This is a genomic window from Pseudomonadota bacterium (assembly GCA_008501635.1).
Taxonomy (GTDB): Bacteria; Pseudomonadota; Gammaproteobacteria; order QQUJ01; family QQUJ01; genus QQUJ01.
In genome coordinates, this window is sequence record QQUJ01000004.1 from 1 (window position 1) to 22,356 (window position 22,356).

The 22,356-nt window shown below is 59.2% G+C and carries 19 protein-coding genes; 4 read left to right on the forward strand and 15 right to left on the reverse strand.

What is annotated here, in order from left to right; genetic code table 11:
* Window positions 1–688 precede the first annotated feature (688 nt).
* From DWQ09_00690 to DWQ09_00730, 9 genes are all read right to left on the reverse strand, one after another.
* On the reverse strand, window positions 689–1,072 hold the full coding sequence (locus tag DWQ09_00690; GenBank protein ID KAA3630303.1) for a hypothetical protein: 384 nt from the start codon (window positions 1,070–1,072) through the stop codon (window positions 689–691).
* Between the two features lie 110 nt (window positions 1,073–1,182).
* Complete coding sequence (locus DWQ09_00695; protein KAA3630304.1) at window positions 1,183–1,947, reverse strand: metallophosphoesterase; 765 nt, start codon at window positions 1,945–1,947, stop codon at window positions 1,183–1,185.
* A gap of 106 nt (window positions 1,948–2,053) precedes the next feature.
* The gene (locus DWQ09_00700; GenBank protein ID KAA3630305.1) at window positions 2,054–4,012 is read right to left on the reverse strand and encodes a SulP family inorganic anion transporter; all 1,959 of its coding nucleotides are present in this window, start codon (window positions 4,010–4,012) and stop codon (window positions 2,054–2,056) included.
* 174 nt (window positions 4,013–4,186) lie between these two features.
* Window positions 4,187–5,311: an ABC transporter permease gene (locus tag DWQ09_00705; protein ID KAA3630306.1), complete on the reverse strand. Its 1,125-nt coding sequence runs from the start codon at window positions 5,309–5,311 to the stop codon at window positions 4,187–4,189.
* Between the two features lie 2 nt (window positions 5,312–5,313).
* Entirely contained in the window at window positions 5,314–8,073 is a 2,760-nt protein-coding gene (locus tag DWQ09_00710) for an ABC transporter ATP-binding protein/permease (protein KAA3630307.1), read from the reverse strand.
* Between the two features lie 2 nt (window positions 8,074–8,075).
* Window positions 8,076–9,098 carry a biotin/lipoyl-binding protein gene (locus DWQ09_00715; GenBank protein KAA3630308.1) on the reverse strand — a complete coding sequence of 341 codons (1,023 nt, stop codon included), beginning with the start codon at window positions 9,096–9,098 and terminating at the stop codon, window positions 8,076–8,078.
* A 232-nt stretch (window positions 9,099–9,330) separates the two neighbouring features.
* A complete protein-coding gene (locus DWQ09_00720) occupies window positions 9,331–10,386 on the reverse strand; it encodes an NAD(P)-dependent alcohol dehydrogenase (GenBank protein ID KAA3630309.1) in 1,056 nt (351 codons plus the stop codon).
* Window positions 10,387–10,485: 99 nt separating this feature from the next.
* The gene (locus DWQ09_00725) at window positions 10,486–11,526 is read right to left on the reverse strand and encodes a hypothetical protein (GenBank protein ID KAA3630310.1); all 1,041 of its coding nucleotides are present in this window, start codon (window positions 11,524–11,526) and stop codon (window positions 10,486–10,488) included.
* Between the two features lie 144 nt (window positions 11,527–11,670).
* Window positions 11,671–12,114 (reverse strand): MarR family transcriptional regulator, encoded by a 444-nt coding sequence (locus DWQ09_00730; protein ID KAA3630311.1) that lies wholly within the window; start codon window positions 12,112–12,114, stop codon window positions 11,671–11,673.
* A 94-nt stretch (window positions 12,115–12,208) separates the two neighbouring features.
* On the opposite strand from DWQ09_00730, the gene DWQ09_00735 reads away from it, so the two are divergent.
* From DWQ09_00735 to DWQ09_00750, 4 genes are all read left to right on the forward strand, one after another.
* Window positions 12,209–12,712, forward strand: coding sequence for a DUF2269 family protein (locus DWQ09_00735; protein ID KAA3630312.1), 504 nt, complete (start codon window positions 12,209–12,211; stop codon window positions 12,710–12,712).
* Window positions 12,709–13,284 (forward strand): DUF2269 domain-containing protein, encoded by a 576-nt coding sequence (locus tag DWQ09_00740; GenBank protein KAA3630313.1) that lies wholly within the window; start codon window positions 12,709–12,711, stop codon window positions 13,282–13,284. The genes DWQ09_00735 and DWQ09_00740 overlap by 4 nt, the downstream gene beginning before the upstream one ends.
* Before the next feature lie 76 nt (window positions 13,285–13,360).
* Complete coding sequence (locus DWQ09_00745; protein KAA3630314.1) at window positions 13,361–13,567, forward strand: hypothetical protein; 207 nt, start codon at window positions 13,361–13,363, stop codon at window positions 13,565–13,567.
* Window positions 13,568–15,771: 2,204 nt separating this feature from the next.
* A complete protein-coding gene (locus tag DWQ09_00750) occupies window positions 15,772–15,960 on the forward strand; it encodes a hypothetical protein (protein ID KAA3630315.1) in 189 nt (62 codons plus the stop codon).
* Between the two features lie 116 nt (window positions 15,961–16,076).
* Here DWQ09_00750 and DWQ09_00755 read toward each other — a convergent pair whose 3' ends face one another.
* The 6 genes from DWQ09_00755 to DWQ09_00780 all read right to left on the reverse strand — a co-directional run bounded on the left by DWQ09_00755 (window position 16,077) and on the right by DWQ09_00780 (window position 22,185).
* On the reverse strand, window positions 16,077–16,970 hold the full coding sequence (locus DWQ09_00755; protein KAA3630316.1) for a Fe-S cluster domain-containing protein: 894 nt from the start codon (window positions 16,968–16,970) through the stop codon (window positions 16,077–16,079).
* A gap of 3 nt (window positions 16,971–16,973) precedes the next feature.
* Window positions 16,974–17,603 (reverse strand): electron transport complex subunit RsxA, encoded by a 630-nt coding sequence (locus tag DWQ09_00760; protein KAA3630359.1) that lies wholly within the window; start codon window positions 17,601–17,603, stop codon window positions 16,974–16,976.
* A gap of 240 nt (window positions 17,604–17,843) precedes the next feature.
* Window positions 17,844–18,488, reverse strand: a complete 645-nt coding sequence (locus tag DWQ09_00765) for an electron transport complex subunit RsxE (GenBank protein KAA3630317.1) — start codon at window positions 18,486–18,488, stop codon at window positions 17,844–17,846.
* A gap of 236 nt (window positions 18,489–18,724) precedes the next feature.
* Window positions 18,725–19,651 (reverse strand): FMN-binding protein, encoded by a 927-nt coding sequence (locus DWQ09_00770; GenBank protein ID KAA3630318.1) that lies wholly within the window; start codon window positions 19,649–19,651, stop codon window positions 18,725–18,727.
* Window positions 19,606–20,592: an RnfABCDGE type electron transport complex subunit D gene (locus DWQ09_00775; protein ID KAA3630319.1), complete on the reverse strand. Its 987-nt coding sequence runs from the start codon at window positions 20,590–20,592 to the stop codon at window positions 19,606–19,608. The genes DWQ09_00770 and DWQ09_00775 overlap by 46 nt, the downstream gene beginning before the upstream one ends.
* A gap of 147 nt (window positions 20,593–20,739) precedes the next feature.
* Window positions 20,740–22,185 (reverse strand): electron transport complex subunit RsxC, encoded by a 1,446-nt coding sequence (locus tag DWQ09_00780; protein ID KAA3630320.1) that lies wholly within the window; start codon window positions 22,183–22,185, stop codon window positions 20,740–20,742.
* Window positions 22,186–22,356 lie beyond the last annotated feature (171 nt).

Below are 22,356 nucleotides of genomic sequence, written 5' to 3' on the forward strand. Positions count from 1 at the left end.
ACTGAACTCGTTGATCCATCGCACAGGTCTCTTTCCAGGGCATCGGCAAGTCCTCCTTGCCAACGCAATCTACCCTGTAAACCTTGTGCCCGGTCTATTCTGTAAACCATGTTACCGGTCTGTACCCACCCTAACCCTCTCCCCGAGGGAGAGGGTTAGGGTGAGGGGATCAAACCCACAACCGCACTCAGATATCTGCCCCCCCTCTTCCTCACCTTCTCCCTCAGGGAGAAGGAGTTCTTCGCTCAAACCTTCAGCAGACTCCCGCTCTCGCGGCCACGCCCATGGCTCACCATCCAGCGCCTGAAGACGAGGGGTTTGCGGATCCCCTATCGGCGATCCGGAAAGGAAGAACCGGGGACAAAAACCCTGGACAAAAAAACCGGAAAAACCATGATCTGTCCGTGCGCAACCTCTGTTTGATTCTGGTCAGAAGAGGGTGTTGTTCAGAAGGCGCGAGTTCAATACCGAAAGCGCGGGTAATAGCGGGTACTGCCAAGCTTTCCAGCGCCGAAATCGCGCCCTCTGGGTAACAGAATCACTGAGCAGGACCTGATCAGGGGTACCCTGAGTGCTCCGTTCGTACAGGCGGGTTTGCACAATTTGGTGCGCCCGTCACGATCACTGTTGATCTCCTGGCAAATAAACGGATGTGTCCGTATTTACGAGTCCATGTTGAATCCGGGCGCTATAGCTGCGCTTCGACCTGCTCGACGTGAATCACCAGCGCGCCACGCGCCCAGGGGAATTTCGCCTTGACCGCATCCACGACATCCCCGGAGCCGACAATCTCAGCGGTGCCGACGATGAGGTACCCCTGGCCGGGGCTGCGGCTTCCCTGCACCTTCCTGGAGGCGACCAGTAACTGAACGCGGTTATTCTTGAGGAGATTTTGCTCCGTCTGATGATAGCGGCCAGCCGGGAGAATGATCGTGTCTTCCTGGATACCCAGAGCGCGGTGGTAGTCACCCCAGTTGCCGACCACGTGAGGCCCGTTCTCCCCGGAGGTGACGATCGCCATGAATTCGGACTCTTCGCAGACTTCTCGACAATTGCCTTCGATCTTCTTCATTGCAGTAACTCCTTGACAGTGGGGAATGTTCAGTGTTGGAGAAAGCGATCAGCGGATTTCATATACCGCTGAGTTCCAATATCGGGCGCGCACGGCTGAGGCGCACACCCTTACCCGAGTTCGATGACAAGACCAGGATCGAAGTTTGGGTTCTCACTCACGCCGTTCCTGGCGTAGCCGCGTGGGTTACAGACCACACGCGTATCGTTCAATACATAGTCAAAGCTGTCGTGGGTGTGACCGTGTATCCAAAGAGCAACGTGTCTCCCGTCGATCAGTCGTTCGGCATCGGAGACAAAGCAGGCATTCAACGGGGAGTCGGCGAATCTCGGATGTATGCTTTTCGGCGACGGGGCGTGATGCGTGGTGACAACGGTTATACCCTGGAACGATTCCGCCAATCTTTCTTCCAGCCAATTCGCATGGCGGGTGAACTGCACTGCGGAGGCAGCCGGCGTGAACAGCGTTTCCGATACTTCGTCCATTCGAATTCTGCTGAAGTCATGCATGAAGTTCAACGCTGCATCGATTGCCAGATCTCGTCTCTCATCTCCGCCAAACAGCTGGAAATCGGTCCACAACGTCGTTCCAAGAAAGCGCACGCCATCGATGACGACAGCATCGTTGTCTAGCACATAGATGTCGGATCGGCAGCATAGCTGTCGCATTTCCTCGACCGTTGAGGCAATACTGCCTCCGTAGTATTCGTGATTACCCGGCACGTAAAGAAGTGGCTTGGCAACCGCGCTTGCCCATGCAATGGCCTCTTTGGGACGGGCGATGTCTCCTGCGAGAACCACGATATCCGCATCCGTTTCAGGCACCTCAAATGCAGCGACATTCAAATGGAGATCGGAAAGAATATGAAGTTTCATGAACTTCGCTCCCTAAGATGATTCCGGTAGTCGCACACAATCATCTGGTGGCAAGAACCACTTCACAGCGCCTCCCTTCCCGTAAAGAGAACCTCATGTGCATACCCTACTTTCCGGGTGTTTGTTCCATCCGCGTGGGCCCTTCGTCCTCTCGGTTTTCCGGCATCCTGTTCAGTTCCTCCATCCGTGGCGGCTGTACCGGTTCCCTCCATTCCGGGTCATGCGATGCGGGATCGGCCGCATCCGTACCGGGTAGCGTCAATCCCCTGGCCTGTTGCTCTTCCAGAAAAGCCTTTATTGCCGGCTTCAAGGTCTGGAAGCGGTATTTCTTCGATTTCTTACGCTGCTTCTTGGAGAACGCTTCATTGAAGAAGCGTCCCAGGTGTCGCTTCACCCGCGCGATATAAAACGAAACACCTGCAGCGGCCAACTCTTCACGTAACTCGTAGAGCTTGCGCAGCCCGGTAACGTCAATCACATTGATAGCGCTGGCGTCCAATACAACCCATTTGACCGGTGTCTTTTGTGCAGCAACGGCTGCCCGAACCCTAGCCTTCATGTAATCGGCATTGTAGAACACCAGATCTGAGTCGAACCGGTAGAGCAGAAGGCCAGGGATTGTCCTGGCGTCGGGATAGTCGGCAATATTGTGGAAACCTCTGTGCCCTTCTGCCCTGCCCAGTACCGCATCGTGTGGCCGCGACCCGACCGACAGCAGCCAGATCAGGGACAGGGCAACCGCCAGCAAGACCCCCGGCAGAACGCCGAGCGCCAGCACCCCCAGGGTGGTGCCCACGGACATCAGAAACTCCCGGTAACTCATGCGATAGAGCAGCCGCAGATCCGCCAGATCGAACAGGCCCATCGCGGAAACCAGGATTACGGCGGCGAGTGCGGTTGTCGGCACGTAGGCCAGGGGCGAGCTCAGAAACACCAGGACCAGCAGCATCGCTCCGCCCGCTATCAGTCCAACCATCTGGGTTTTGCCGCCCATGGCATTGTTTACGGCGGTACGGGAATCGGCGCCCGTTACCGGAAAGCCCTGGGCCAGACCGGAAGCCAGGTTGCACGCCCCGAATCCGATCAGCTCCTGGTTGGCATTGATCTCGTAGCCGTTGCGCCGGGCGAAACTTTTGGCGGTGAGCACGCCGCTGGTGAAGCTAACCAGCACGATTCCGGCGGCAGCGCTGAAGAGGTCATTGAAGACGCCGTGGTGGAAAGAGGGCAGTACGATCGAAGGTAGACCGCCGGGTACGTGCCCCAGGACCGTCACCCCTTGATGATCCAGACCAAAGCCTGCAACCAGGAGGGTGGCCAGGCCGACCACGACGAAGGCGCCCGGCAGTCGCGGCTGATAGCGGATTATCAGCATCAGAACCAGGAGCATGCCGGTCCCGAGCGCCGCTGTTGGCCAGTGACTTTGATCAACACGCTGAAAAAACTCCAGGATCTTCCTGAAGAACTGCTCTTCCGTGCTCGTGTAGCCGAGCAACTTTGACACCTGCCCCACCATGATGAGTAAAGCGATGCCGTTCAGATAGCCTGTCAGAATCGGTTGGGAGAGGAAATTGGCGATGAATCCGAGCCTGATTACACCGGCAAACAGGTAGAGCAGTCCGGTCATCACCGTCAGCCCCAACAGCAGCGCTGCGTAGTGCTCCGGATCGCCGCCTGCCAAGGGGCCCAACGTAGCGGCTACAAGGATGCAGGTCGCCGCATCCGGACCGGTGATCAGCTGGCGCGAGGAGCCGAACAGCGCGTACGCAAAGAGCGGGAAGATCGCGGAGTACATGCCGATGACCGGGAGCACGCCGGCAAGATCCGCGTAAGCCATGCCCACGGGCAGAGCGATCGCTGCAACCGATAAGCCGGCGGCGAGATCCCAGGACAGCCAGGAGAGCCGGTATTCGGACAGGGCCAGTATTCCCGGCGCAATTTTTCGAATCAGATGGCGCAGCTTCCGTACTGTGTCGTGAACAGACATGGTCGTCATTTCCATGCGATTGGCGTCCGATACTGGCTTACCCGGAGCCAGGCGGGTTGCCTGTTTGTCCGCATGTAGCACGGCATCTCATCACCACTTTGCTAAATGTACGCGCGGGGGAACTCGTTACTCGCAGAATCAAACAGTGACCGGGGTCCGGCTGGATGCATCGTCGGCTACGTATAGCGCCCTGCCAGCGCCCCATCCCGCTACCACGGAACCGATGCAGCTCACGGTGAACAGCACGCCCACGGCTCAGCTGCTCAGACTCATCGAGCGGCGGAACAGTGCAAGACTGGCCACAAAGAATGCGACGCCCAGCCCGGCCATCAGCAGGACTTCGATCCAGACCGATTCGATACCCGCACCGCGAAAAGCCACCGCCTTGGCAAAGGCGAGGAAATGGCGCGAAGGCAGCGCCAGAGTCAGACGCTGGACGATGTCGGGCTGGCTCTCCACCGCACCCATGCCACCCGAGAGCATGATCACCGGGATAATCACCATGATCACCAGCAGCGCGAACTGCGCCATACTGCGTGCCATGGTGCCAAGGAACATGCCTATCGCGGCGGCCGCCCACAGATAAACCGCTGCACCCGCGACCAACAATGGCACCGACCCCGCCACCGGTACCCGTAACACCCCTTGCACGACAAACAGAAGCGAGCCGATAAAGGCCACCAGAACCACGGCCATCGTCGCCAGAACCTTGGATAGCGCCACTTCCACCGGGGTCAGCGGCATCACCATCAGATGCTCGATGGTGCCGTGTTCCCGTTCGCGCAGCATCGCCGCGCCGGTCAACGCGATGGTCAGCAGCGACAGTTGGTTGAGCAATGAGGAGACCGCCTTGAACCAGACCGGGTTGCCGTTGGAGTTGAAGGCACGGCGCAATTCCAGCCGCAGCGGTGGATCGGGTAGCGCGGGGCTGCCCGACAGGAACGCGCGCGCCTCAGACTGCACGATATTGCTGATGTAGTCGGTGCCAAGCTGCGCCTGCGACACCGCGGTGGCATCCACCTGAACCTGCGCGGCGGGCGTTTTGCCCGCGATCACATCGGCTGCGAAATCCGGTGGGAAGGACAGCACGAACATGATCTCCCCCCGGTCCATGGCAGCGCCCGCCTGCTCGGGACTCATGGCCACCGGCGTCTGGAACCAGGGCGGTACCAGCGCCGAGCTAATCTGTCTGCTGAGGGCCGACTGGTCTTCGTCGACAATGGCGATGGCGGCGTTGCGTACCGTGTCGCCCGCGCCGCTCGCCTCCAGCATCACAGCGACGACGAAGGACCACAGGATCAGGATCACCATGACCGGGTCGCCCAGTACGCTTTTCAGCTCCTTGCCGAAAAGCCAGAAAATATTGATCAGACGCCGCACGCTCACCGCTCCTGCTTGCGCAGCGCGAGGATGGCCAGCCCGGTGAATACCGGACCGAAGGCCGCCAGTCGGAGCAGTGCACCACTGAGATCCGCCAGCCCCAACCCCTTGGTGAAACTGCCGACGCTGATCGTCATATACCAGGTCGTGGGCCAGAAGGTGCCCAAAATCCGCGCTGGGCCTTCGAGCGATGAGACCGGTTCCATCATGCCGGAAAACTGCAGGGTCGGCATGACCGACAGGATGGTACTGGCAAACACCGCCGTGACCTGGGTTGCCGTCATCATCGACACCAGCAGACCAAAGCCGGTCGCCGCCACCGCATAGACCAGCGCCGCCAGCGCCAGCAGCAACGGCTCACCGCGCAGCGGCACCCCCAGCACCAGGACCACCAGCGCCGTCAGGATCGCAAAATTCAACAGCGTGATGCCGATGTAAACGAGTTGCTTGCCGATCAGGAACTCTGCCCTGCCGGTGGGGGTGACGTAGAAATTGGTGATCGTCCCGATCTCCTTTTCGCGCGCCACGCTGACGGCCATCAGGATCGCCGGAAACAGCAGCAACAGCAGCGGCGGGATCGAGGGGCCGATTGACGGCAGACTGTCCATCGCCGGGTTGTAGAGAAAGCGCGGTTCCAGCACGACGGGTGCGGCGGCGCTAGCCGCTGCCGGGCGCGCGAGCATATCGAGCGCAGGCACCGCACCGGCGGGTTCGGCCAGTACATGCGCGTGGGCGCCCGTGACATAGCTTTCGATGGTGCCTGCGCGCCCGGTGTCGGCCCCGTCGATCGTCGCCGCCACCTCGGCCCCGGTGCCGCGCCGCAGATCGGCGCCGAAACCGGGCGGGATCTGCAGCGCCAGCGCCAGTTCGCCACTGGTCAGTCGGCGCTCCAGCTCATCGATACCCAGAAGCGGCGTACGGCCCAGAAACCAGAGGGAATCCTCGAACGTCGAGAGATAAGCGCGGCTTTCCGGGCTGCCGTCCTGATCCAGTGCGGCGAAGGGGATGTTGCGCACCTCCTGGGAAATGCCAAACGACATGATCAGCAGCAGCAGTGCGCTACCCAGAAAAGCGAAGGCCAGTCGTACCGGATCACGGCGTACCTGCAGCGCCTCGCGTGCGGTGAAGGCGAGCAGGCGGCGCACACTGAAGCCGGCGGCATCGTGCGCTGCACTGGTTTCCTCAGGGGCGATAGAGAGCCCCGCGCCCGTGGCGGGCTCGGGCGGAATCTCGGCGGAGATGTAGGCGACGAAGGCATCTTCCAGCGTCGCGGCATCGCGCGAGCGGATGATCGCCGCCGGCGTGTCGGTGACCAGCACCCGGCCGGCGTGCATCAGCGACATGCGATCGCAGCGCAGCGCCTCGTCCATGAAATGGGTCGAGATGAAGATCGTCACGCCATCCTTGCGCGACAGATCCAGCAAGAGCCGCCAGAAGTCATCGCGCGCCTGCGGATCGACGCCCGATGTCGGCTCGTCGAGGATCAGGATCTCCGGCGCGTGAATCACCGCCACCGCGAGCGACAGCCGCTGGCGCAGGCCCAGTGGCAACGCCCCGGCGCGCTGGTCCAGGTAGGGTTCAAGACCGAAACGCGGCACCAGGTCGGCCATCTGTCGATCGGTCAGTTCGCGCCCGAGGTGAAAGAGTCGTGCGTGCAGCAACAGATTTTCGCGCACGCTCAGCTCACCGTAGAGCGAAAAGGCCTGCGACATGAAGCCCACGCGGCGGCGCGCCTGCGGGTCCTGCGCATCCACCGGCTGACCGAAAATCCAGGCCTCACCCTCCGAGGCGGGCAGCAACCCGGTCAGCATTTTCATGGTGGTGGTCTTGCCGCAGCCATTGGAGCCGAGAAAGCCGAAAATCTCGCCCCGCGCGATGTCGAAGCTGACCGCATCCACGGCCGTGAAATCGCCAAAGCGCCGGGTCAGGGCACGGGCACGGATCGCCGGTTCACCGCTCGCAGCGGGCAGCGCGGCAACCGGCGCGGGGTCCGCGGCCGCATCGGTTTCGGCCGCGCCCGATTGCAGCAGCGCGACAAAGGCCTCGCTGACCGACCCGGTGCCGGTCTGGCTCATCAGCTTCTGCGGGCTGGCCTCGGCCAGCACGCGGCCCGCGTTCATCGCCACCAGATGGTCGAAGCGCGCGGCCTCTTCCATATAGGCGGTGGACACCAGCACACTCATCCCCGGCCGGTCGGCGCGAATGGTATCGATCAGGTCCCAGAACTGGCGGCGCGCCAACGGGTCGACGCCGGTGGTGGGCTCGTCGAGCAGCAGGAAATCCGGGTCATGGATCAGCGCTGAACAGAGCCCCAGTTTCTGCTTCATCCCACCCGACAGCTTGCCGGCGAGCCGGTCGAGAAAAGGATGCAGGCCGGTGGCGCGCGTCAACCGCTCGATACGCGCGGCGCGTTCAGCCCGGCCCAGACCGAAAAGCTTGCCGAAGAATTCCAGATTTTCATGCAGGCTGAGATCATGATAGAGGTTGCGCCCCAGTCCCTGGGGCATATAGGCGATGCGCCCGCCCACGGCGGCGCGATGGCGCGCATCGGCCATGTCACCGTCCAGCGTTTGCACACCGCCCTGCTGCAGCCGTTTGGCGCCCGCGATCAAGCCCATCAGTGTGGATTTGCCCACACCGTCGGGTCCGATCAATCCCACCATCCGCCCGGCCGGCAGCGCCAGCGTCAGATCGCGAAGCGCGGTGACCTTGCCATAGCGGTGGCTGACGCGCTCAAGACGGGTGACGGACGCAGCCTGCATGGCTAATCGGTGGGCGGGTCGGTGGGCGTGGCGACCAGCGGTGGGATGAGTCCCTCCGGCCAGTCCGGCAGGTTGCCGTCGTCCCCCGCCAGCCGCACCCAGGCGACGCCGCGTACGCCGGTCTTGACCTGGTCCATCCGCGCCGCGGCCAGTTCGGGTGGAATACTCACGCGGATGCGGAACATCAGGCTCTCACGCTCGGTCACGGTTTCTACTTGTTTGGGTGTGAACTGTGCTTGCGGCGAGACGAAGGACACCACCGCGGGCACGGCGGCAGTGGGCATGATATCGGGGACGATGCGCGCCTCGTCGCCGAGCCTGACGCGTGGGGCTTCGGTGGCGGGCAGGAAGAACTCCATGTAGATATTCTCGAGGCTGACCAGCGTCAGCAGCTTGCCGCCGTTGCCTAGAATCTCACCTGGCTGCGCCAGACGGTAAAGCACCCGCCCCGCGCCCTGTGCGTAAAGCGTGCTGTCGGCGATACGTGCCGCGATCTCGGCGCGCGCGGCGGCTTCGGCGTCGACGGCGCGCTGTCGGGCTCGCAGGTTCGCCTTGGTGGCGGCCAGCGCAGCCTCGGCCACCTGCGTCTCGGTGCGGCGTATGTCGAGATCCTGTTGCGAGAGCATGTCGCGCGTGCTCAGCGTCTCGGCGCGGGCCTGTTCACTGCGTGCCAGCGCCAGTTTCGCCTCGGCCTCGACCACCTGTGCGGACGCCACCCCGACCGCCGCCTCGGCGCTGGCCACCGCCGCCTCGGCGCGCATCAACTGCGACTTCAGTTCGGCGGTGTCCATGACCGCCAGCACATCGCCCGGCTGCACTCGATCGCCCTCCCGCACCTTGATTTCGGCCACCCGCCCGGCCAGGCGTGGCGAGATGTCGACGAGGTCCGCCTCGATTCGGCCATTACCGCGGGCAAACCCCTCGGGCGGCAGGCCCGAGGGTTTGAACAACACCGTCCATGCGGCGAAACCCAGAAGAGCCAGAAGGGCGATGAGAACGATGGAAATGGAGATCTTGCGGGACATGTGCTCTCCTCGTTGGCAAGCCCCTTCTGGCAAAAAGATCTGCCCGCATCAACAGGGAGCCTTTAAATTTTCAGCCACTACCTTAATGGTTGGGCGATAATGTACAACCCCGCCGCAAGCGGCGGGGCATCACTGCAAAGTCTAGTTGAAACACTCGCGGCGAGCCGCGAGTAATTTGACCCCCAGAGATTTCCTGCATGCTCTTGCTGGGCGGCGCACCGGGCGGGACTTCTCAGGCTCCGAACTCAATCATCGGTTTGATCATGCCGTCTTCTTTCCTCTCCATCATGCGGAACGCTTTCTCAATCTCATCGAATCCAAAGGAATGGGTGGTCATCGGAGTGGGATCGATCCGCCCGGTTTCCAGCAACCTCAGCAGGCGGGAGAGCCGCAAATGTCCGCCCGGGCAGAGACCCGTCGCGATGTCCTTCTCCGCCATTCCCACGCCCCACTCCACGCGGGGGATCTCGACGAACTCGCCGTCACCATGGTAACCAGCGTTCGAGATCATACCGCCGGGCTTGGTCACCTTGACGCACTGTTGCAACACCTTGGACGAGCCCAGCGCATCGATGGCCGCATCCACGCCTTCGCCGTTCGTGAGCTCGAAAATCCGCTCTACCACGTCAACTTTTGTGAAGTCCAACACCTCGTCGGCCCCATAGTGCCGAGCCAGCTCCTGTCGCTTGGGCACGCTTTCAATCGCGATTACGAAACCGGCACCCTGCAGGCGTGCCCCCGCCGTGCACATGAGACCCACGGGGCCCTGTGCGAAGATCGCGACAGTGCCACCGATGGGAATCCGGGCGTTTTCTGCGGCCATGAATCCAGTGCTCATCATGTCGCACACGTACACAGCCGACTCGTCTGGCACACCATCGGGGATCAGCGCGAGGTTGGCGTCCGCTTCGTTGACGTGTACGTAATCGGCAAAGGTGCCGTCCTTGATATTGGCGAACTTCCATCCTCCCAGCGCCCCACCAGACTGCGACGAATGGCCTCCCTGCGCAGCGTCTGAACCCCAGTCGGGGGTGATAGCACCCACCGCCACCCGGTCTCCCTGCTTGAAGTTGGCGACTAACGATCCGACTTCCTCGACCACGCCAACGACTTCATGTCCCAGCGTGAGGTTCTTCCGTTCTCCAATCGCACCATGGACGGTATGCACATCAGATGTGCAGATCAGCCCCTTGGTCGGACGCAGGATCGCGTCCAGGGGCCCACAGGTCGGCCGTTCCTTTTCAACGACGCCCACTTGCCCGGTTTTCAACATTACGAATGCCTTCATAGAAGTCTCCTTAAATTCTCGGTATTGGAAAAGGGCCGGAAAAGGCGGAAAAGGGGACGCCCATTAGCCGACTCCGGTCAAGCGGCACGAATGCTGTTCTTACAGGCAAATGTACTGAATACCACTAGCATCCGGTGAGGCACTTTGGTTCTCGATGTATTGCTCGTTAGTCCCATCCTGCTCAATCACAACGACGCCGGTTTCGCGCACCACCGGGCCCGGATCACCAACGTAACGGTGAAATAAAAGCTTCTCATCCTCGTCGTACCAAACCGGCGTACGATCCAGATGTAGACCAACGCCGGGAGCACAGGAGACGCACAGGGCAGCGAAAGGCGCTGTAGTAGCCACCCGATAAATTTTTCCGCCCCCGCCCTCATAAGCCAGATATCGATTGTCTTTAGACCATGCGATTCGATTGGGCTTGGCTGTTAACGTCAATGGAGTGCTTCCTGCGAACACCGTGCTGGTCGCCTGGAGGCTACCGTCCGCTTGCCGAATGACGACGTCACGACCGCGCACAAAAGCGACCCGACCATCCGAAGCCCAGGAAGGCAAAATGTCGTTCACGCCAATCGTTCGAACCAGCAACGTGCGGTTGCTGCCGTCCAGGTTGCTGGTATACAGGTCGTAGTCGTTCGGATCAGCAGGGCCGGTGCTGGCGAAAACTATCAGCCGATTGTCGGTGGAGATGCTTGGGTGACGACTGTTTAGCGACAAGGGCGACAATGGAACAGGTACGCTTCCCGGCGTTCGTGTATCGACGCGATACAAAGACAGATTGTCGTTGGTATTTTCCCAAGTGAAATAGAGCCAACGACCATCGGAACCCCAAGCATAATCAGTGGTCGCACGGCCCGCCAGGCTCCCGGTTAAATTCTTGAATCCACTGCCGTCTCTCGTTGCGACAAAAATGTCGTTTCTGGCGTGCTGCGCACCAAAATAGGCAAAGCGGTTTTCAGAGGGGGCCCAGATGGGAACTTTGTTGTTACGTGTTGGCAGAGACACGTTCCTGATTCGCTCACAGATCACCAGCCGGATATTCCCAGTCGTTGGCTGATGGAAAAGGACCGCGGATTGGCAGCCTAAGAGTAAAAAGGCGATAAATAGTAATGTGCCTGCTTTGAGTGGTTGAACCATAGCTCTCCTCCTTGAAGCCAGTAGGCGATGAATGCGCGAGTCCGGCGATTCTTCTTAAAACGTGTTCAGATTAGTATTAAAGGGCTCTGACCCCTTTAAATGCTTTCCCTTCGTCCCCTTTATACTCTTTTTCGCGACGGTCTCTCAGGTTTCCTGTTGAAGCCTTTGTTCAATATCACGCAGTAGCTCAATGGTACTTTCAAGCCGCGCCGGATCGAGACCACGGCTCAGGTCGTTAACCCAGCGTGCCTGAATTTGGCTGATCTGCTCGTATTTGTGTTTTCCCAGTTCAGTCAGCCGTATCAGTTTTGCGCGGCGGTGAAGGGGGTTGGGCTCGAAGGCGACAATACCCTCCTCTGCCAGCACATCAACCAACCGTTGGACACTCTGACGTTTGAGCCCCATCTCACGCGCGATCTGCGTCGCGGTGAGTGCGTTCCCATCCAATGTACCCATGACCTGCCAGCGTGCGCTGGTTAGTCTCAGTTCGCGGGTCAGGCGGTCACCCGCCGCCAGAAGCAGGCCATTCACCCGAAAGACAGCCAGTATCAGGTTCGTGGTGATTTCTCCGGATCTCGTACGGTTCATGTAATCCTTCCACTGCCATTGACAGCATACTGACAAGATGACAGCATACTGACAAACACCATGCGGTTTGTCAATCCATAACAGGAGTAGGGTTATGAATACGTTTCTTAAGGGTTTTCATCTTGTCGCTCTGGCAATTTTCCTGGGAAGTATCCCTGGGCACATTCTATTGGGGGCTATGGGAGATCCAGCGCGGGATCTCGAAGGATTTGCGGTGCTGATGCAGGCGAAACAAATGAATGTCCAATGGCTCACCGTTCCAGGTCTCGTGATCACCCTGCTGTCGGGTCTCACCCTCATGGTGAGGCGAGGAATCAAACCGACCAGGAATCGGTGGTTGGCAGCCAAGCTTGCGTTGGTTGTGCTGGTTGCTCTGAATGGCGCGCTGATACTGGGTCCCCTTAGTCGTGAAATGGCCACTATGGCCCAACATGCCGTGCAGGCAGGTGCACTGCCAAGTGCCTTTGCGACGCTGGAAGGACGGGAGGCGATCTTCGGTGCGGTCAATCTGGCGATGATCCTGACCATTATCGGTCTTGTCGTCGCCAAACCCGCTTTGCGGCGTGCAAATGGCCCGTCTGCGGGTATTCCACAATGATCTACCCATTGCTCAAGTTTGCCCACATCGTTGGCGTGATGCTTATTGGCGCCGGGCTCATTGGCGTCTGGTTTGCCGATCTGCGCAGCCGCCAACTGAGGGAGTTGAGCCCTTTTGCGGAGGCGGTACGCAACATTGCGGTTTTTTATGATGGCCTGGTGGTCCCGGGTGCAATTCTGTTGTTGCTATCGGGCAGTTGGTTGATCGCGGAGTTCTTTGGAGGTTGGCAGTTTCTGAAACAACCTTGGCTTCTCGGAATGGTGGTGCTGTTTTTGTTCGAGTTCATAGAGGGAAATACTGTAACGCGGCTCTACTTCATGCGGATGCGCCGCCTGACCCGAGAGGCCCTTCGCGAGGGACACTTTACGCCTGAGCTTGAGGCGGCGCGGGCGGAATCGGTACCCTCCTTCACCCATTTTCTGGATCTGCCGGTGCTATTGGTCATCGTGGCCTTGGGCACGATCAAACCGGAGACCTGGACGTTGTTTCTGGTGGGCTGTCTCGCGGCCATCCTGGTGGCTGTCGCATTGACGCGATACATACCCAAACTCTATCCGTGGGGTGCGGGGTAGTCAGGGTGAATTGCTGGCGGTTTCATTCCCCAACCGCAAATACTCGACATCGCAACTCCCTTGCTTTCGTGTTTCGATGGATGTTATCGGCCAATCGGTGGGCTGGCTAATATTTATTCCCTTCGTCCCCTTTTTCCTATTCCTCAAACAACTTTCCTTCAACCACTACAATGGGAAAGACAACAGAACAGATATTCGGACTTCGACGAAGCATCCCTATCTCTTTTTTCTCCGCCTCTTTCCTTTCATCAAGCTCGGCTACAGCAGCCAATGCAGCTTTTGAAACAGAAGTAACAGCGGAATAACATACATCTTTACCTGATGTTAAGGCCTGAGTTACACCATAAGCAGGCCTTTTAGGTATTGAGAATATCGGCAGGCGTTGAATATCAGCGTTTTTACATGCTTCGTGAAGAAAGTGCCTTCCTAGACTATTTGCTGCTCGTTGTGCCACGCGAGCTGGATCAGCCAATCGTTTTTTATCAGATGTAAAAAGCAACCACGGCTTATCAGTTGAACGCTTACATTCAATAAGAAGAGAAATTCGAAACAATACGTTTTCTACTTTTTTCTGCTTATATGCGACAATATCCAGCTCACGCGAATCACCTGTTTCAGGATCTGAATAATACTCCGATTGAACAACGCGAAAACCACTTTGTTGTAAGGTAGACGCTACACGCATTTCCAAGGGGTAACCTTGCTCATCAAGCCACTTTGCTATCTTTGTTTTTAAGTCGTCTTTTTCGGTCATGCTTATAGGTTTCTAACGTTTATACTCTGCTGAGCTGCCTTTTTGGTGTCGGCTGGAGTACATCGTTATACGTTATTCTCATCATCACTATCGGGCTGCCAAGATAGAGGGAGGACTGATTTTCCTTCCATATCCCGGTATCTAATTAGACTTGCTTTTTCTTTTACATCTCTTATTACTTTTGACCTTCTTTCGTATTCGGAATTTGCTTCCCCGTTTTCAGTATCCTTTTCAGGCGGTTCTGCTATATTTCCTATGCGCGCAGAAAAATGATATCCAATATCAAGTCTTCCGGCGATTTTTTTAACACTCATACGTACATGGCCTTCAAGCTCATTACCTCTTAGGTCAGGACGTTTGACGACTTTATACTGCTCGATTAATTCGGATGTTATTTCATTTATTTTTTCAGACATTAAAGACTCAGCCCATTTGTCAATTTCATCAATTAGTTGTTTTGGTGCATCTTTTTCTTCCAGTTCTGCTTTTTTCTTCCTAATATCAAGAAGCTTCTCATAACCTAGCAGTAATATGGCAATTGTGCCTACTATCACTTGTGCTGTTTCAGGTAATACTTCGAGAAAAACTGAAAAATCTGATGAAGAAATTGATCTTACTTTGAACTGTTCGGCTTTTCCTGTAACAAGCTCATTAAAGTGCATTAACTCTCGATTTAATTTTTGTAGATCTTTTGAAAAGTACTCGAGATCATCAGCATTCTCTCGTCTTGGAATAAGAACCCCTAATTCCGCAGTATACCCTTTTAGCTCTTCAGCACTTATACCAAGACGTTCAAATCCTGCGACTAATTGTTCTAGGCCTCCTCTGAAAGATGCAAGCTCAGTATGCATTTCTAGAATTTCTTTTTGTACTATGGCTGGCGTTACATCTACTTGAGTAAAACTGGCTTCTATTCTTGACTTAAGTGCGCCACCAAGAATTCCTGAGCCGCCAATTTCAGTAATTATTTGTTGTTTAGATACAGGCCTTTCATAAGATTCTATTTTTTCTAGAGCACCAATAAGGCTTAATTTATGAGCTGCTACTTGCTCTTGAGGTTGCGGCTGGTTGGGTTGATTAATGGTATTTTGTAATGCATCAGCTAATTGATTTAGACCGCTCACAAGACTTGCAGAGTCAATTTCTTTTATGAGTTCTAAACATATTGAGTGAAGTTGCTCAGCGTTCAAATTCCTTCTCCCTTGCTATTGTTTATTCGCATAATGTTCACATAAAAGGCCGGAGCAAGCGAAGCTTGCGTAGGCCCAGCCCGCAGGGCGATTTTTGATGTGCTGGTTAGGCACTCGAACGCTCACTTTACGGCCGATACAGCAATAGACAGAAGAGATTCCGTACCTTGTAGCATGGCATTTTGATTCGGTAGCACTATGCCGTGGAATCCAAGTGGATACCTCAAATGGAATGGCCTGTCGTAAACCTGATGAAGGTGTACTACCCATTCTGGTTGTGGCGCGGGTAAAGGGTAGCCTCTATTCTTAGATTCCTCCCAGAGAGAGAGAATGTCGTGACCGTAAGGCGCGCGGCTGAGCGTCTCGACGTTTAAACCAGCCTCTGACAGCATAGCTTTAAGACTCGCTTCGCAGGTATGGCCGCATAGAAGGGTGATGGCAAATGGGGGCTTGGGCGAAATATCCGCTAAGGGTTTTGCGCCCAAGAACATTCCTTTTGCAGCAGTCAAATAACCCTGAGCTTCCGTAGGTTGGAATGTCCTAATGCCAGTAAGATTGACCATAATTGTGCCCAACAGTTTCTTCAATCGAACACTTCAGCTATCCCCCGCGCAGTCCATTTCTGACAACGCCAAAAAAATCCGCAAGCATTCAATTAAGATGAAACAACAGACAGAGAATTATACGGAACTGTTCCAGCTAACTCCCTGCCGCCTGTTTCTGATCTCCTGAAAACACCCCGCCGCCAACTATTTGACAACACCCGCCTTTTCCAACCAAACGAGCTCTCGGTCGCGAAACAGGCGGAACACTTCCGTTGAACTGGGGATCGGCCCCTCCGGCCGACCTCAACCGCTTGCAGCCTCCTTGGCCTCGCTCGCCGCTTTGGCCTTCGCCTTCTTGTCCGGGTCGGGCAACATCCCCGGCAGGTGAATGATGTCGGTGGGGCAGACCTCGACGCAGATCTCTTTGCACTCCGGCCCGTAGTGACGGCAGGTGAAGTGATTGACGTCGATGGCGCCGTCGCGGTAGTCGATGGCCTTGGCGGGGCAGGCCTTGATGCAGAGCTGGCACTGGATGCAACCGACCATGCAACTGTCCTTGACCGCCTTGCCGCGCTCCTGGGTGAGGCAGGAGAGGATCACGCGATGCTCGCGCGGATACATGGTGAGCACGTCTTTGGGGCAGGCGGCGATGCAGAGGGTGCAGCCGGTGCACTTTTTCACATTGATCTCGACGATGCCGAGATCACTGATGTGCATGGCGTCGAACTGGCAGACGCGCACGCAATCACCCAGCCCCAGACAACCGAACTTGCAGCTCTTGGGACCGCCGAATGAGAGCATCGCCGCCACGCAGGTGTTGATGCCGTCGTACTCGGCCTGCTGTTTCGCCCAGTTGTTGCTGCCGTAACAGCGCAGCCGTGCCACCTCGTCGCGCATCTCGCCGACCGCCTTGCCGGTGAGCTGCCCGATTTCGACCGCGACATCGGCGCCGCCCGGCGCGCACAGGATCGGCGAGACGTCGGGATTTTCCACCACCTCCTCGGCGTAGGCGTGACAGCCCGCGAATCCGCAGGCGCCGCAATTGGCGGCGGGCAGATTCTCATTGACCTCTTCGACCACCGGATTGGATGGCACATGAAAGCGGCGCGCCGCGGCTGCGAGGGCGATGCCAAAGAACAGCCCCATGGTGGTAAAGACCAGCACACCCCACAGCGCGATGGAAAGCAGATTCTCCATGCGTCACATCACCTTGAGACCGGAAAAGCCAAGGAAACTCAGCGCGAACAGCCCGGCGATAATGAAAGCGATCGGCAGGCCGCGAAACAGGCGCGGCACCGGCGCCATGTCGACCTTCTCGCGCGCGCAGCTCATGAGGAACAGCGCCAGGGCAAACCCCAGACAGGCGCCGAGCGACAAGCTCACCGCCTCGACGAACGAAGCGCCCGCCGTGGCGTTGAGCAGCGGGATGGCGAGGATGACGCAGTTGGTGGTGATCAGCATCAGATAGATACCGAATTTTTTGTGCAGCGCCGGCGCGATTTTTTTCAGCACCAGATCCGTGCCCTGCACCAGACAGGCGACGATGCCGATGAAGGCGATGATCTGCAGAAAATCGAGCTTCAGCGGCTCCAGCGCGGAGTGGTGCAGCAGCCACGACAGCGTGCCGCTCAGCACTCCCACGACGCCGAACGTCACCCCCATGCCGATCGCCGTCTCGCGTTTGCGGCTGACGCCGAAGAAGACGCACAGACCCAGATACTTGGTGAAGACGAAGTTGCTGATCAGCGCCGCGCCGATCACGCCGGAGACCAGCAGGGCGACCACCGAAGGCTCGATGGACCACAGCCCCTCGATCCCGGCGATGCTCATCAGATAGTGGCCGCTGCTGCTCAGCGGCTCGGCGGTGGTGACGATGAAGGTACCGGCGTCGGCGCCGGGCAGCAGGCCGGTCAGCGTGATCGGGATATCGGCATCGTTGGCCTGCACCAGGCGAATGGCATCGACGTCGGCGGGCATGACGCCCTCGACCAGCAGTTTGTAGTCGGATAACACTTTCGCTGTCGCCGCCATATCTCTTCCTCCTTCTACCGGGGCCACCGTCAACGACGGTCAGTGGTGGCACCCGCCTCCCACCTTCTCCTCGGGGAGTTTGTGGCCCAGTCGCAGATCCACCCAGTTGTAGAGCACCATGATCAGCCCGATGGTGAAGAAGCCGCCCGCGGGCAGTATCACCAACAGCAGCGGTTTGAACGCCACGATCTCGAAACCGAACAGGCTGCCGCTGCCCAGCAGTTCGCGGAACGCCCCGGCGAGCACCATCGCCACCAGAAAGCCCAGGCCCATGCCGAAACCGTCCCAGAACGACGGTACAATGTTGTGCTTCATGGAGAACAGCTCCATGCGCGAGATGATGATGGCGAAGGCGACGATCAGTTTCACGTAGAGGCCGACCTGCTGGTAGGTCACCGGAAAGTAGGCGGCCAGCGTCATGTCCATCACCGTCACCCAGATGGCGATGATGATGGTGAAGATGGGGATGCGGATCTTGGGATTGATGATGCCCTTGAGTGCCGAGGCGGAAACGCTGGAGAGCACCTGCACCACGAAGACCGCCACGCCGAGCATCAGGCCGTTCTTCACCGAGGTGGTGACGGCCACTGCGGGGCAGAGACTGAGCGCCAGGCGGAAGACGGGATTCTCCTCGAAGATCCCGCGCATGATCATGGTCGAAACCGGAGGGGGTGCTTTGGTCATCCTGGAAACCTCAGTGGAACGCGCCCGAGTGTGTGGTTCTCGGGTCGGCTGGCAAGGCGCGACGACGCGGCAGGGTAGGTTCCTGCAAGGAGGAGCAACGCCGCCAGGCGGCCCGAGAACCGTGCAATCGGGTGCGTAGCGGGCTCACCCCTGCGATGAGCGGCGTCGAAGACACAAAACTCAGTGCTCATCGAATGCCCCTGGCGCTGCTGAGCAGTCAACTGCGGTTTCCAGGATCATAAATAGGCCTCCACGATGCGCATGCGCTTGCGGAAATTGCGCAGCGAACGCTTGACGCCGTTGGTCACCGCCACGCTGCTGATGGTGGAACCGGTGATGGCGTGAATCTGCGGGTGGGCGTCGATCTCGGCGCGGTTCTCGCGCACCCAGCTGTCAAGATCCATGTCCCCCAGTTGCTCCAACCGTTTGCGCCAGTCGTTGGGCAGCGGGTCCTTGATCACCTCGATGGCGTCGATCTGCTCGAATCTGCGCCCGGCGTACTGGTTCTTGAAGTAGCGCTGGGTGATCTCGGCGCCGAGCCCGGGGTCCTCCTCGTGCTCGATCACCTCCAGCCCCTGCACGCCGAACCGGGCGTCGATGGCGAGGAAGTAGCGTATCCAGGTCTTGTAGCCCGGCGTGCTCCCCTCCACCACGTAGCCCGCCACCGCGCCGTCCTGTTCGCCGATGAAAAAACGCCCGGCGTAGTTGAAGTTCGCGTTCTCGCCCGCGCCGGCCGACTGGCGCACCCAGGCATCCTTGTGATCGGGCGACTTCTCGGCGGCCACCTCGGCGGGCACTTCGCGGGTATCGAGCGGATTGCCCGCCTCGTCGACGCGCACCAGGGCGCGCGGCGTCAGATAGAGCACCTCCAGCGTCTGCCCTTTCCAGTGCAGATAGCGGCGCACCTCGTGGATGCGCGCCGCGGGCGTGAGCGCCAGCAGCGTCTGGATCATCGCCTGTTCGCGCGCCTGGATGTTGCGCACCTTCGCCGGTTCGGTGAGGTAGAAAAAGAAGCCCAGCACGATGGCCGCGGCGAGACAGGTCAGCGTCAGCCCGACGGCGATGCGCATCATCTCCGTCGCATTGGGCGGTGCCTGTTGTTGCTCGAGTTGCGCGCTCATGACGGCGTCCCCCGGTCCGCGACCCGCCTGGGCCGGAACCACTCTTCCAGTGCCGGCACCAGCAGATTCATCAGCAGTATCGCGTAACAGATCCCCTCCGGATACCCGCCCCAGTTGCGGATGATGCCGGTGAGCAGCCCGATGCCGAGGCCGAAGACGATCTGCCCGCGCGGCGTCGAGGGGCTGGTGACGTAGTCGGTGGCCATGAAGAAGGCCCCCAGCCAGAGACCGCCGGAGAGCATGTAGAGCAGCGGCGCATCGGAGTACGGCGCCATCAGCGCGGCCCCGGCGAGGACACTGAGCGGGATGTAGAGCTTGATGATGCGGTGCCAGAGCAGGAACGCCGCGCCCAGCACGACGAACAGCACCGAGACCTCGCCGATGCTGCCCGACTGCAGGCCGAGGAAGAACGAGAGCCAGGGATTCATGTCGCCCGGCACGCCGGTGAGCTGCAGCGCTTCGCCGCTCTGCGTCGCCGCCTTCATCACCGCCAGCGGCGTGGCGCCGGTGAAGGCATCCACCTGCGAGGCGCCGATCAGCCCCGGCGCCAGCCAGCGCGTGGTCATCTCCACCGGGAAGGTGGCCATCATGATGGCGCGCGCGATCAGCGCGATGTTGAAGATGTTGTAGCCCAGGCCGCCGAAGACGCTCTTGGCGAGCAACACGCCGAGCAGCGCGCCGACGAAGGGCATCCACAAGGGCAGCGCGGGCGGCAGCGTGAAGGCGAGCAGAATGCCGGTGCAGACCACCGAGCCGTCGCGAATCGTCGAGGGGATTTTGGTCAGCCTGCAGGCCAGATGCTCGGCCACCATACAGCCGAGAATCGATGAGAGCGTGATGGCGACGACCTGCCAGCCGAAGACGATCCACGCCCAGATCAGCGCCGGCATCAGCGAGATGTTCACCAGCCACATGATCTCGGCGGTGGTGCGCCCGCGCCGGATGTGCGGGCCGTAGGAGAGGTGCAGCGAATCAGTCGACATGTGCCGCCATACCCTTGATCTGATAAAGGCGCTCAACGCCAAGACGCGAAGACGCAAAGAACGCGGAGAAAGATTTTTTACATAAAAAACCTTTGCACACCTGGCGTCTTGGCGCCTTGGCGTTGAACGCATTCAATACAGCCATGTTCATTGCCGGCTCCGGGCCTGGTTTCGATACGCGGTTTTGGCCACCTGCATGAACTGCACCAGCGGCCGGTTCGAGGGGCAGACATAGGAGCAGCAGCCGCATTCGAAGCAGTCCAGCACGCCGTAGACCTCGGTCTCCAGCGGCCGCCCCCACTCCACGTACTGCGACACCTTGTTGGGTTCCAGACCCAGGGGGCAGACGTCGAGGCATTCGCCGCAACCGATGCAGGCGCCGTAGCGGTCGAGGTTGGTTTCGCTGCGGGTCAGAAACAGCAGGCCGCTGGTGCCCTTGACCACCGGCACATTGAGATCGGCCAGGGCACGGCCCATCATCGGACCGCCCGCCAGCACCTTCACCACCTCGCCGTTAAAGCCCCCGCAGTGTTCGAGCAGCGCCGCGATCGACGTGCCGATGGGCACGCGCAGATTCTTGGGTTGGGCGATACCGAGACCGGAGACCGTCACCACGCGGTCGATCACCGGCTTGTCGTTGCGGATCGCCTCGAGACAGGCGTACGCGGTCGCGACGTTCTGCACCACGATACCGACCTGCAGCGGCAGGCCGCGACGCGGCACCACCCGGCCGGTGAGCGCCTCGATCAGCTGGCGCTCGGCGCCCTGCGGGTACTTGGTCTCGGTGAGCACCACCTCCATGGCGACCGGGAACGGCAGGCTCTCGATGCCGAGGCGCTCGATCGCCGCGCGCAGCGCCTCGACCGCGGGTTGCTTGTTGTCCTCGACCCCGATCAGGCAGCGATTGACACCGATCATCCTGGCGATGGTCCAGGCGCCGAGCACCACTTTCTCGGCATCCTCCAGCATCAGCCGGTAATCGCAGGTGAGGTAGGGCTCGCACTCGGAACCGTTGATCAGCAGGGTGTCGATTTTGGCATCGGGCGGCAGTGTCAGCTTGCGGTAGGTGGGAAAGGCCGCGCCGCCGAGGCCGACCAGTCCGCCGTGTTTGATCTTCTCCAGCATCACCTCGCGCGACAGTTCCATCCAGCCCGGCTGTTCGGGGAATTCGGGCTCGTCGTCGGTGGGCTTGGCGAGGATGGTGATTGCGGTGTCGTGCACCAGCACCGGATGCGGTTCGCGCTGGACGTTTTTGACGATGCCGGAGATCGGGGCGTGAATGCGCAGCCCATCCGGGGCTTCGGCGATCACGTCGCCGCGTTTGACCAGATCCTTTTTTTCGACCAGCGGTTTGGCGGCCGGGCCGAGGCTCTGACTGACGGGGACGGTGACACTGCTGGGAACAAACGACTCGATGGCGCAGGTGGCGGTGAGCTCTTTGTGCTCGGCGGGATGAATCCCGCCGCGCGCAAAGGTGCGCTCGCCGGGCTTGAGCCACAACAGAACGCTCATGACCTGCCCCGTTGCAGCACACGAGGTGATACCCCGAGCATCCGCACCCTTCTGTCCAGGGGGCAGGCGCTTGCGGCGCATGCATAGCGAAGCGTGTCTGAGGAGTCAGAAACGTCGGGTGATCTGCCGGTAATCCACCTACGGTGAACGACAACCCAGAATCGGCTACCCATCCGTACAGCAGCTCCTAATCCGTCGATCAGCTTTGTTGTTATGTGATTGGTGGTGCGCCATCGTACCGCAACGCGAATC